The organism is Streptomyces sp. NPDC005963, from assembly GCF_040638655.1.
In the GTDB taxonomy this organism is placed as follows: Bacteria; Actinomycetota; Actinomycetes; order Streptomycetales; family Streptomycetaceae; genus Streptomyces.
The window spans coordinates 55865-66402 of the sequence record NZ_JBEXVD010000036.1; the positions used below are offsets into that span (position 1 = coordinate 55865).

Consider the following 10538-nt stretch of genomic DNA (forward strand, 5'->3'; position numbering starts at 1 on the left):
TCGATGCTGCCGCCGGGAGATGCCGTGCGGGGATGCCGTGCAGATGCAAAGACCACCGGGGTGTCGTGCGGATGCCGCGAAACCCTCGGGCGCGGCCTCGGGCGCGGGCCTCGGGCGCGGGCCTCGGGCGCGGGCACGCACATGGGGTCCACACCCCCCGGCGGGATGTGGACCCCATGTACATATAGATGAGCGCGTCGGTGGCCGATCGCGTCGCAGATGCCGCGGAGTCAGACCGCGAGCTTGACCATGTCCGCCTGCGGACCCTTCTGCCCCTGCGAGATCTCGAACTCGACTCGCTGACCCTCCTCCAGGGTGCGGTAGCCGTCCATCTGAATCGCGCTGTAGTGGACGAAAACATCCGCACCACCGTCGACCGCGATGAAGCCGTAGCCCTTCTCCGCGTTGAACCACTTGACGGTGCCCTGAGCCATGCCTAACTCCCCTATTACTGGCCCTTGCGCAGGACCGCACTTCGCGGACCCGGGTCAGACCTCACCTGTTTCTGTTTTCCCCGCCGGAGTGGCGAGGAGACTTCATAGGCGTGCGCCGGAACGCGTCGACCGCGGCTGAATGTATCTGCCCAACTGCCCTCTGCAACAGGTCAATCGGACGACAATTCGCAGGCTCAGCTAACGGGAAATTGATATGAATTCAAGAAATTCCGGGGCAAGTCGGGCCCGACAAAAAAGACTTATGCGACAAAGCTTCGACGCACATTGGCTGTTTCTTATCGGACCCGGGGCGCATTCTGTTACTCGGCTGACGGAAGCAGCGGAGGGGCCTTCCCCAACTGTATCGCGCTCAACCATGCAGAATTGCCCCCTCCGTTTCTCTCACGGAGGGGGCAATTGAAATGACGTTGCGTAATTAGCCACCGGCCACGGCGGGGATGATGGAGATGCCCGCACCGTCCGGGGTCGCCGTCTCCAGGCCCTGCTCGAAGCGGACGTCGTCGTCGTTCACGTAGACGTTGACGAACCGGCGCAGCTTGCCCTGGTCGTCCAGGACGCGGGCTGCGATGCCCGTGTGGTTCTTCTCCAGGTCGGCGATCACCTCGGAGAGGGTCGCACCCTCGGCCGGGACCTCGGACTTGCCGCCCGTGTAGGTGCGCAGAATGGTCGGGATGCGGACGTTGACGCTCATCTTCGGGTCTCCCAGTGATCCGTTGGTCAGTTGGCTCAGTTGGCCAGGCCGGCGGCGCGGAAGGCGTCCAGGCTCGGGCGGATGGTCGCCGAGGGGCCGGTGGTCGGAGCGACGGCGTCCAGGGTCTTGAGACCGTCACCGGTGTTGAGGACGACCGTGGTGAGCGAGGGGTCGAGCACACCGCTGTCGATGAGCTTGCGCGTCACTCCGACGGTCACGCCGCCCGCGGTCTCCGCGAAGATGCCCTCGGTACGGGCCAGCAGCTTGATCGCGTCCACGATCTGCTCGTCGTTGACGTCCTCCACGGCACCGCCCGTACGACGGGCGATGTCCAGGACGTACGGTCCGTCGGCGGGGTTGCCGATCGCCAGGGACTTGGCGATGGTGTCGGGCTTCACCGGGCGCACCACATCGTGCCCCGCCTTGAAGGCGGCGGACACCGGGGAGCAGCCCTCGGCCTGTGCACCGAAGATCTTGTACGGGCGGTCCTCGACGAGCCCGAGCTTGATCAGCTCCTGGAACCCCTTGTCGATCTTGGTCAGCTGGGAGCCGGACGCGATCGGAATCACAATCTGGTCGGGGAGGCGCCAGCCGAGCTGTTCGCAGATCTCGTACGCGAGGGTCTTGGAACCCTCGCCGTAGTACGGGCGGAGGTTGACGTTGACGAAGCCCCAGCCCTCGCCGAGCGGGTCGCCGATCAGCTCGGAGCAGAAGCGGTTGACGTCGTCGTAGTTGCCCTCGATGCCGACCAGCTCACCGCCGTACACCGCGGCCATGACGACCTTGCCCTGCTCCAGGTCGTGCGGGATGAAGACGCAGGAGCGCAGACCGGCACGGGCCGCTGCGGCGCCGACCGCACCCGCCAGGTTGCCGGTGGAGGAGCACGACAGCGTGGTGAAGCCGAAGGCGCGGGCGGCCTCCACGGCGATGGCGACGACCCGGTCCTTGAAGGAGTGGGTCGGGTTGCCGGAGTCGTCCTTGATGTGGAGCGAGCCGGTCACACCGAGTTCGCGGGCGAGGTTGTCGGCCTTCACCAGCTTGGTGAAGCCGGGGTTGAGATTGGGCTTGTCCGCCACGTCGGCGGGGACGGGCAGCAGGGGGGCGTACCGCCAGATGCTGTCCGGGCCCGCTTCGATCCGCTTGCGCAGCCCCTCCGGGTCGCCGACCGGAAGCTCATAGGCGACTTCCAGCGGGCCGAAGCACGAGGCACAGGCGAAGATCGGGCCGAGTTCGAAACGCTCTCCGCACTCGCGACAGGAAAGCGCTGCGGCGGGTCCGAGGTCGAGCGTGGTGGTGTCTGCGACAGTCTGCACAGCCATGGAGGCGAGGCCCTTTCTCCTCATCTTCCTCATGACGCATTTCGCCATGAGACGGATTTGGCACCTTCCCGAGCCGGGAGCCTCGCGGCGCTGAATCGACTGCCTCACACGACGGACGGCTGCCGTACTGAACGTACGGAACCATCGGTGGCTGGCGGCGATTCTCAATGCGACGGAGACCGGCTGGAGGGTTGCCGGGGCTTCAACGGGCCGTGTCCCTCTGCCCCTCTGGATGAGCGGTATTCGATTGTTGATCATGTGGGGCGGTGGTCGCTCCACACCGGTGAACGCGTCACCCCGACGTGCGCCGGGCTTCAGCGTTGCTCAAGACTGTAACCGAACGCCCGGACTGTTGAGATAGTCGTCCGAACCGCGAGATGGATCACAAAGTGCAGGAGTGGCGAACGTGCTGGAAGAGGTGGAGCGCTGGCTGACCAGGCGTTCCTGGTCGGCAGCCGACCGCCCGCTGGCCCGGCTGATGGCGGCCAAACGCGCATCGGGAACCACCGTCAGCGTGGTCCTTCCCGCCCTGAACGAGGAGGCGACGGTCGGCGAGATCGCGACCGTCATCCGGCGTGAGCTGATGGAGTCGCTACCGCTCGTCGACGAACTGGTGGTGATCGACTCGGGCTCCACGGACCGTACGGCGGAGGTCGCGGCGGCGGCAGGGGCACGCGTGGTGCACCGGGACACCATCCTGCCGCGGATCCCGGCGGTGGCCGGCAAGGGCGAGGTGCTCTGGCGCTCCCTGATGGTGACGCGCGGTGACATCGTCTGCTTCGTGGACGCAGACCTCAGGGACTTCTCCGCGGACTTTGTGTCCGGGATCGTGGGCCCGCTGCTGACCGAACCCGAGGTGCACTTCGTCAAGGCGATGTACGACCGTCCACTCGGCGAGCTCGCAGGTCAGGGCGGCCGGGTGACGGAACTGGTGGCCCGGCCGCTACTGAATCTGCACTGGCCGGCGCTGGCCGGGTTCGTCCAGCCGCTCGGCGGCGAGTACGCGGCACGGCGCTCCCTGCTGGAGCGGCTGCCCTTCCCCGTCGGTTACGGGGTGGAACTGGGACTCCTGGTGGACGCGCTGCACACGGTGGGGCTCGACAGCCTGGCGCAGGTGGACGTCGGCTCCCGCAAACACCGCCACCAGGACGGCCAGGCACTCGGCCGCATGGCGGCGACGATCTATCGAACGGCCCAACTGCGCCTGTCGCGTGGGCACTTGGTACGGCCGGCACTGACCCAGTTCGAACGGGGCGAGGAGGGGTTCGTGCCGCGGACCCATCCGGTGGACACGGAGGAACGTCCGCCGATGCGCGAGATCGGTGAGTATGCGGCGCGTCGCGCCGCATAGCAATGACTCGCACCTCTTTTTTGATGACTATCCTATTTATGAACTTTGGACGTCATGCGCTGAGAGGTACCGGAATTTTCGTCATCGTCGTCGCCCTCGTGGGAGCCGCCGCCCCCACGACCCCGGCGAGCAACCCCGCCACCGAGCGCCTATGGCTCCTGGGCGGGCTGGCGTTGAGCCTCACGGCGGCCGGGGTGGTGGCGGTGGCGGCGGCACGGGGGCGGCGCAAGGGGTGAGGGCTTCGCTCATTCGGGTGGGGCCCGTCTGTTGGGTTCCGCCTTGGGGGGGGTGGCTTGTTCCGGGTGGGGCTTGTTCGTTGGTTCTGCCTCGGGGGGTTGGGGGTTCCGTCCTCAAGCGCCGGACGGGCTGGGAGGGCTCGGGTTCGGGGTGCTGGGCTTTGGGGGGTCCGGGTGCGGGTCTGGGTGGGGTGCGGGTGGTGGGGGTGCTTTCGGGCGTGACTCCTCACCGTCGGCGGCCCGAAGCTGATCCGTTGGTTTCAGCTCTGGATGCCGCCAACGCTTCCGGGGACACCCCCTGCGCGCCCCCAGAACACCAGCCAACAGGCTTCGGGGCCCTCGACCCGATCCACGGGTGCAGGTTCGGGCGGGGTGTCAGGCCGTCGATCAGGGTTGCGGCACCTCGGCCGAATTCGCGAGCTGGGCTTCGGGTGGGGGTAGTGCGTCAATCAGGGCTCCGGTGCCTTGGTCGAAGCGCGAGCTGGGCTTCGGGTGGGGGCAGGGCATCGGTCGAGAGGTCGGGGGATTGGCGGGGAGTCGTAGTAGTGGGTAGTGCGGAGATTGAGCCAGTTGTGGTGTGGGAGGGGCCTTGAGGGCGAACGCACGTTTGGGGGTTTGCGGGACGGGCTAGGTTCGCGACATGGTCTCCGAGCACTCAGCTGCCCAGATCCTCGTCGCGTCGAACCGCGGCCCCATCTCCTACACCGTCCGGGACGACGGGACCCTCGACTCGCGGCGCGGAGGCGGTGGTCTGGTTTCCGGGCTCTCCGCCATCGGATCGGAGGCGGACGCCCTCTGGGTGTGCTCGGCCCTCGGTGACGGCGATCGGGAGGCCGTGCGTCGCGGCGTCGGCGAGCCGGGCGTCCTCATGCTCGACATCGACGCGGGCATCCATCACGACGCGTACAACGGCATCGCCAACTCCGTGCTCTGGTTCATCAACCACATGCTCTACCAGACCCCGTTGGAGCCCGTCTTCGACCTGGAGTTCCGCCGGCAGTGGGGCGCGTACGAGCAGTACAACCGGGCCTTCGCACAGGCGCTGGCCGACCGTGCGGGTGAAGGTGCCGCGGTCCTGGTGCAGGACTACCATCTGGCGCTGGTCCCCGGGATGCTCCGCGCCCTGCGTCCCGATCTGAAGATCGGCCACTTCTCGCACACCCCCTGGGCCCCGGTGGACTACTTCCGGCTGCTGCCCGACGACATCTCGCGCCAGTTGCTGCGCGGGCTGCTCGGCGCCGATCGGACCTGTTTCCTGACCCGTCGTTGGGCGGACGCGTTCGCGCAGTGCTGTACGGAGTTGCTGGGAGCCGAGTCGCTCAAGGGCACCGACATCGGAGTGCACGGGCTCGGCGCGGACGCGGATTTCCTGCGCGAGCGTGCGCACCGACCCGACGTGGAGGAGCGCCTGTCCGACCTCCGGCAGCAGATCGGCCCGGACGGAACGGACCGCAAGACCATCGTGCGCGTCGACCGCACCGAGCTGTCCAAGAACATCGTCCGCGGCCTCCTGGCCTATCGGGAACTGCTGAGCACCCGGAGCGAATGGCGCGAGCGCGTGGTGCACGTGGCGTTCGCGTACCCCTCCCGTCAGGATCTGGCGGTCTACCGCGACTACACGGCGGAGGTCCAGCGGGTCGCCGATGCGATCAACGCCGAGTTCGGGACCGAGGGCTGGAGTCCCGTCGTCCTGCACGTGAAGGACGACTTCGCGCGTTCCCTGGCCGCGTACCGCTTGGCCGACGTGGCACTGGTCAACCCCATTCGCGATGGTATGAACCTGGTCGCCAAGGAGATCCCGGTGGTGTCGGAGGCGGGTTGCGCCCTGGTGCTGTCCCGGGAGGCGGGTGCCCATGAGGAGCTCGGGGAGGACGCGATCACGGTCAATCCCTATGACGTGACCGCCACGGCGGAAGCGCTGCACGAGGCCCTGACCATGCCCGTCGCCGAGCGCTCCCGCCGTAGTGCACGACTGGCCGCCGCTGCGACGGCACTGCCACCGCAGCGGTGGTTCCTCGACCAGTTGAACGCCTTGCGCGAGCAGCGCTGACCCGCTGCTACAGGCTCTTCGCCAGGGCAGCGAGGAAGTCGACGACCGCGGCCGGTCCTGGCAGCAGGAGGTCCGCGCGTTCGGCCAGTTCGGGGACCTCCGCACTGCCGCTGCACACGAGCAGCCCGGGCAACCCGTCCGAGCGGAGTTTCTCGACCGCCGCGAACGCGGGCAGGTCCCCCAGGTCATCACCGGCGTAGAGCACGGCTTCGGCGTTGACCTCGCGTACGTAGTCCGCGAGGGCGACGCCCTTGTCCATGCCGGGCGGGCGGATCTCCAGCACCATCCGTCCCGGTTCCAGGATCAGACCGTGCCGGGCGGCCAGGGTGGCCAGCGGTTCGCGCAGCGCTTCGAAGGCACCCTGCGGGTCGCTGGCACGGCGGGTGTGGACCGCCACCGCCTGGCCCTTCTCCTCGATCCAGGTGCCCTGCCAGGCGCCGATGCCGTCGAGGAAACCCGGCAGTTCGGAGCGTACGGCTGCGACGCCCGGATGCGGTGCCGGTGTGTTCACGGTGCCGGAGACGGCGTCCCAGCGCTCCGATCCGTAGTGCCCGAGTACGACGAGGTGATCGAGGCCCGACACTCCGGCGAAGCCTCCGTAGCGGACGGCGACGCCCGCGGGGCGACCGGTGACCACGGCGACGGAAGCGACCTTGGGTGCCAGTTGCGCCAGTGCGGGTACGGCGCCCGGATGCGCACGGGCGCGCTCCGGGTCGGGAACGATCTCGGCGAGGGTGCCGTCGAAGTCGAGGGCGACGACGGCCTTGCGTGGTCTGGCCAGAAGCGCGGCGAGACCTTCACGGCCCGCGGGCGTCGACGGCGACGGCAGGGGATGCGCGTGCGGAGAGCTGCCCATGGTCCGACCCTATCGGCGGGCGCGTTGTGCGTCTCTGATCCGACGCAGGCGATTGACGGTGATCGGATCGTGGGCGAGGGCGCGCTGGTCGTCGAGGAGCGCGTTGAGGAGTTGGTAGTACCGGGTGGGGGAGATCCCCAGGTCCTCACGGATGGCCCGTTCCTTGGCACCCGGTCCGGGCCAGGAGCGGCGCTCCATCGCGAGCACGTCCCGATCGCGCTCGGAGAGCTCGGTGGGACCGGGGGAGGCGGCCTGGTCGTCGGTCATGCGATCCAACCTATCGGCGGACGCCTCCCCCTGCTCCTCGCCCCGGCTGTGCCGGGTCGACGGCGCACCCCGTCATCGGTGGGGGCGGCCTAGCGGAGCGAGATCAGGGAGTCGCGCTATTCCCGTTGCTCCGCCTCGGTGGCCTTCTGGGCAATGTCCTCCAGGACCTGCCGGGGGCTGCCCCCCGGCTTCACCGCATTGCCGATGTTCCGCTTGACCTCATCGCTGACGGTGGCCCACGACGTCTTGTCGACCGGGGGCAGCACCGACTCGGGCAACTCGTCGAGGAACGGCTTCAGGTCCGCGTGCTGAGCATCGTCCTCCATGGCCTCCGAAGCCGAGGTGGTGACCGGCAGCAGGGCGTTTTGAGCGGCGAAGTTGAGGACGTTCTCGTCGGTGAAGAGGAAGTTGAGGAAGTCGCCGATCTCGGCCTGGTGCCCGTTCTGCTTGAAGCCCATGATCCAGTCGGCCACGCCCATGGTCGAGTTCGATCGTCCGGCACGGCCGGGCATGGTCACCATGCCCACGTCGACGCCTGCGGCCCTGGCGGACTTCATCAAGGAGGGGTGGCCGTTGAGCATCCCGACTTCGCCCCGGGTGAAGGCTGCGAACGCCTCCTTGCGGTTCAACTTGCCAGGGGCCACCGGGCCGGTGAGCTTCTGGTCGACGAGATCCGACTTCAGCCACTCAAGGGCCGATGTGTTCTCGTCGGAGTCGATGGCGTAGACGCCTCCGGCGTCGACATAGCCGTCGGTCCCGGCTCCGAGGAGCCACACCATGGTCTCGGCCTGCGCCTCCTCCGGTCCGAGGGGGAGCGCAATGGGGTAACTGACCTTGGTGTTGGCCTTCAAGAGCCGTGCTGCTTCGCTCAGTTCCTCCCATGTCTGGGGAGGCTTGGCTATCCCTGCCTTCTTGAAGTGGTCCTTGTTGTAGAAGAGCAGTCGGGTGGAGGCTGTGAACGGCAGTCCGTACTGGACGCGGCGCTGCTTGCCCGCCGCGACGAGAGGGGCGAGGAAGTTCGACTGGACGGGGATGGAGAGGAGTTCGTCAGCGCTGTACAGCTTGTCGTCCGCTGCGTAGTCGGCGTACGCACCGATCTGGGCGATGTCGGGAGCTTGGTCTCTCTTGACCAACTGGGCGACCTTGCGATCGATACTGGTCCAGGGTTCGATGTGGACTTCCACATTGATTCCGTCATGCGTTGCTTCGAACTTGTGGACGACGTCATCCCAGTAAGTGCGGCTGCTCTGGCCGCCGTTGACGTCGTAGTCGGCGGCGATCAAATTCAAGGTGACCGCACCGGCCTCACCCGGTGCGCCACACCCTGCCAAGGCGACCGCCACGCCAAGTGCGGCCGTCGCCGCGGTCAGTCTCAAGAAGTGCCGTTGCACAGCTCTTCCCCCACTATTGGTACTGATGGCTGGATTTACTCCGGACCGCTCCCCGTAGCGCCCCCGTTTATGACCCCCGTGGCGCCCCTCGCGACCTCATTGAGGCCCCAGAGATGAGCAGCGATTTTCCACCATGAAACCTTCAGTGGTCTACGCCCCCTGGTCTCACTTTTGCAACGTCTCTTCCGAAGGAACCTTTCATAAAGATGTGCCCAGAGGGACGGTCGTTGCTCGTGTGTGTGGTGGGCTGCTAAGCACATATCGGCACGTCGTCGCGATCACGACTGGGTGCCGGTCCGAGAACAGCATGTACGTCGCTAGGAGCCATGCCACATGTCCCGTACCGCAGCTGAGATAGCCACACAGCCCAATTGCTGGCGACGCGCGGCAGAAACCGCCAAAACCTTCGATGGACTACCCCAGTCGGGCGAGCGAGTGGCCGTGACGGGGTGCGGCACGTCCTGGTTCATGGCCATCGCCTACGCTGCGCTGCGCGAGGCAGCCGGGCTCGGCGAGACCGATGCATTTGCGTCATCGGAGTTTCCGGTGGGGCGGACGTATGACCGCGTCGTGGCCATCACCCGGTCCGGCACCACCACCGAGGTCCTGGAACTCCTCCACCGTCTCAAGGGGAGCGTTCCGACCCTTGCACTGACCGCGGACCCCGCCACGCCCGTGATGGACGCCGCGGACACGGTGGCCGTACTGGACTGGGCCGATGAGGAGTCAGTGGTCCAGACCCGTTTCGCGACCACGGCTCTGGCGTTCCTCCGGGCGGGCCTCGGGGACGTTCCCGGAGTGAAGTCGATCGCCGAAGCCGCAGTCGATGCGGAGCTGGCGGTGACAGAACCGCTGCCGGACGGGGTACTGGGCGCCGAACAGTGGACCTTCCTCGGTCGGGGATGGACCTACGGTCTCGCCCTGGAGGCCGGATTGAAGATGCGCGAGGCGGCGGGCGCCTGGACCGAGGCGTATCCGGCGATGGAGTACCGCCACGGGCCGATCGCCATCACCGGGCCCGGACGAGTGGCCTGGGTCTTCGGTGAACTGCCGGAGGGGCTCTCGGTGGACGTCGCCGGGGTCGGGGGGACCTTGGTCGCCAACCGGGGAGTGGACCCCTTGGCGGACCTGGTGCGCGCCCAGCGCCTGGCGGTGGAGCTTGCGGAGTCGAAGGGGTACGACCCCGACCGCCCCCGCAACCTCACGCGCAGCGTGATCCTCCCCCAGCCCTAACCCCCACCACACCCACCCCGGCCCGGCTCTGCTCCAACACACGAGAACCCCAGAGCCGGGCCCTCCCCGCATCCACACCCATCCGCCTCCGAGCCGCCCCACCCCCTGACCAACCCCCGGCCCCTACACGTGCACCAGCCAAAGCACCGCACCCCTGATCGACGTCCTCCCCCACCCGTGTGCCTGCGGATCGGACCGGAGTGCGGGGCCCTGGTTGATGCCCTGGGCCCCATCTGAGGCCCGGTTCGTGGACCAGCCGACTGCCGGAACCCGGGTTGATGTTCTGCCCCCGTTCGTGGACCAGCCGAAGCACCGCACCCCTGATCGACGGCCTGACACCCCACCCGAACCTGCACCCGTGGACCGGGCCGGGGACCCCGGAACCCCTTGGCTGGTGTTCTGGGGGCGCGAGCCCCTGTCTCTCTTCCGTACCCCTGCTCGTGGATCGGGCTGAGGACCCCGATAGCTGTTGGCTGGCGTTCTGGGGGCGCGCAGGGGGTGTCCCCGGAAGCGTTGGCGGCATCCAGAGCTGAAACCAACGGATCAGCCGCTGGCCGCCGACGGTGAGGAGTCACGCCCGAAAGCACCCCCACCACCCGCACCCCACCCAGACCCGCACCCGGGCCCCCCAAAGCCCAGCACCCCCGAACCCGAGCCCTCCCAGCCCGTCCGGCGCTTGAGGACGGAAC

Annotated in this window: 10 protein-coding genes and 1 riboswitch; of the genes, 4 read left to right on the top strand and 6 right to left on the bottom strand. The window is 67.8% G+C overall.

Features of this window, described 5'->3' with window-relative positions; all coding sequences use genetic code 11:
* Window positions 1–230: 230 nt before the first annotated feature.
* The 3 genes from ABZ348_RS31805 to thrC all read right to left on the bottom strand — a co-directional run bounded on the left by ABZ348_RS31805 (window position 231) and on the right by thrC (window position 2465).
* On the bottom strand, window positions 231–434 hold the full coding sequence (locus tag ABZ348_RS31805) for a cold-shock protein (protein WP_005315736.1): 204 nt from the start codon (window positions 432–434) through the stop codon (window positions 231–233).
* 436 nt (window positions 435–870) lie between these two features.
* The gene (locus ABZ348_RS31810) at window positions 871–1146 is read right to left on the bottom strand and encodes a MoaD/ThiS family protein (RefSeq protein ID WP_358938981.1); all 276 of its coding nucleotides are present in this window, start codon (window positions 1144–1146) and stop codon (window positions 871–873) included.
* A gap of 35 nt (window positions 1147–1181) precedes the next feature.
* A complete protein-coding gene (gene thrC / locus ABZ348_RS31815; RefSeq protein WP_358938983.1) occupies window positions 1182–2465 on the bottom strand; it encodes a threonine synthase in 1284 nt (427 codons plus the stop codon).
* A gap of 17 nt (window positions 2466–2482) precedes the next feature.
* Window positions 2483–2704, bottom strand: a riboswitch (SAM riboswitch).
* Window positions 2705–2871: 167 nt separating this feature from the next.
* Here thrC and ABZ348_RS31820 point away from each other — a divergent pair.
* The 3 genes from ABZ348_RS31820 to ABZ348_RS31830 all read left to right on the top strand — a co-directional run bounded on the left by ABZ348_RS31820 (window position 2872) and on the right by ABZ348_RS31830 (window position 6102).
* A complete protein-coding gene (locus tag ABZ348_RS31820) occupies window positions 2872–3816 on the top strand; it encodes a glucosyl-3-phosphoglycerate synthase (RefSeq protein WP_358939002.1) in 945 nt (314 codons plus the stop codon).
* A gap of 38 nt (window positions 3817–3854) precedes the next feature.
* The gene (locus ABZ348_RS31825; protein WP_358938985.1) at window positions 3855–4052 is read left to right on the top strand and encodes a hypothetical protein; all 198 of its coding nucleotides are present in this window, start codon (window positions 3855–3857) and stop codon (window positions 4050–4052) included.
* A gap of 640 nt (window positions 4053–4692) precedes the next feature.
* A complete protein-coding gene (locus tag ABZ348_RS31830) occupies window positions 4693–6102 on the top strand; it encodes a trehalose-6-phosphate synthase (protein WP_358938986.1) in 1410 nt (469 codons plus the stop codon).
* A gap of 7 nt (window positions 6103–6109) precedes the next feature.
* Here ABZ348_RS31830 and otsB read toward each other — a convergent pair whose 3' ends face one another.
* The 3 genes from otsB to ABZ348_RS31845 all read right to left on the bottom strand — a co-directional run bounded on the left by otsB (window position 6110) and on the right by ABZ348_RS31845 (window position 8616).
* Window positions 6110–6958 carry a trehalose-phosphatase gene (otsB, locus tag ABZ348_RS31835; RefSeq protein WP_358938988.1) on the bottom strand — a complete coding sequence of 283 codons (849 nt, stop codon included), beginning with the start codon at window positions 6956–6958 and terminating at the stop codon, window positions 6110–6112.
* A 9-nt stretch (window positions 6959–6967) separates the two neighbouring features.
* Entirely contained in the window at window positions 6968–7225 is a 258-nt protein-coding gene (locus tag ABZ348_RS31840; RefSeq protein ID WP_358938990.1) for a DUF3263 domain-containing protein, read from the bottom strand.
* Window positions 7226–7341: 116 nt separating this feature from the next.
* Window positions 7342–8616: an extracellular solute-binding protein gene (locus tag ABZ348_RS31845; protein ID WP_358938992.1), complete on the bottom strand. Its 1275-nt coding sequence runs from the start codon at window positions 8614–8616 to the stop codon at window positions 7342–7344.
* 333 nt (window positions 8617–8949) lie between these two features.
* Between ABZ348_RS31845 and ABZ348_RS31850 the strand changes: the two genes are divergently transcribed.
* Window positions 8950–9849: a sugar isomerase gene (locus ABZ348_RS31850; protein ID WP_358938994.1), complete on the top strand. Its 900-nt coding sequence runs from the start codon at window positions 8950–8952 to the stop codon at window positions 9847–9849.
* The last annotated feature ends 689 nt before the right edge of the window (window positions 9850–10538 follow it).

Excerpts from the sequence above, each read along its gene's own strand:
- ABZ348_RS31805 (WP_005315736.1), bottom strand. The coding sequence starts at position 434 with ATGGCTCAGGGCACCGTCAAGTGGTTCAACGCGGAGAAGGGCTACGGC.
- ABZ348_RS31810 (WP_358938981.1), bottom strand. The coding sequence starts at position 1,146 with ATGAGCGTCAACGTCCGCATCCCGACCATTCTGCGCACCTACACGGGC.
- thrC (WP_358938983.1), bottom strand. The coding sequence starts at position 2,465 with ATGGCTGTGCAGACTGTCGCAGACACCACCACGCTCGACCTCGGACCC.
- ABZ348_RS31825 (WP_358938985.1), top strand. The coding sequence starts at position 3,855 with ATGAACTTTGGACGTCATGCGCTGAGAGGTACCGGAATTTTCGTCATC.
- ABZ348_RS31830 (WP_358938986.1), top strand. The coding sequence starts at position 4,693 with ATGGTCTCCGAGCACTCAGCTGCCCAGATCCTCGTCGCGTCGAACCGC.
- otsB (WP_358938988.1), bottom strand. The coding sequence starts at position 6,958 with ATGGGCAGCTCTCCGCACGCGCATCCCCTGCCGTCGCCGTCGACGCCC.
- ABZ348_RS31840 (WP_358938990.1), bottom strand. The coding sequence starts at position 7,225 with ATGACCGACGACCAGGCCGCCTCCCCCGGTCCCACCGAGCTCTCCGAG.
- ABZ348_RS31850 (WP_358938994.1), top strand. The coding sequence starts at position 8,950 with ATGTCCCGTACCGCAGCTGAGATAGCCACACAGCCCAATTGCTGGCGA.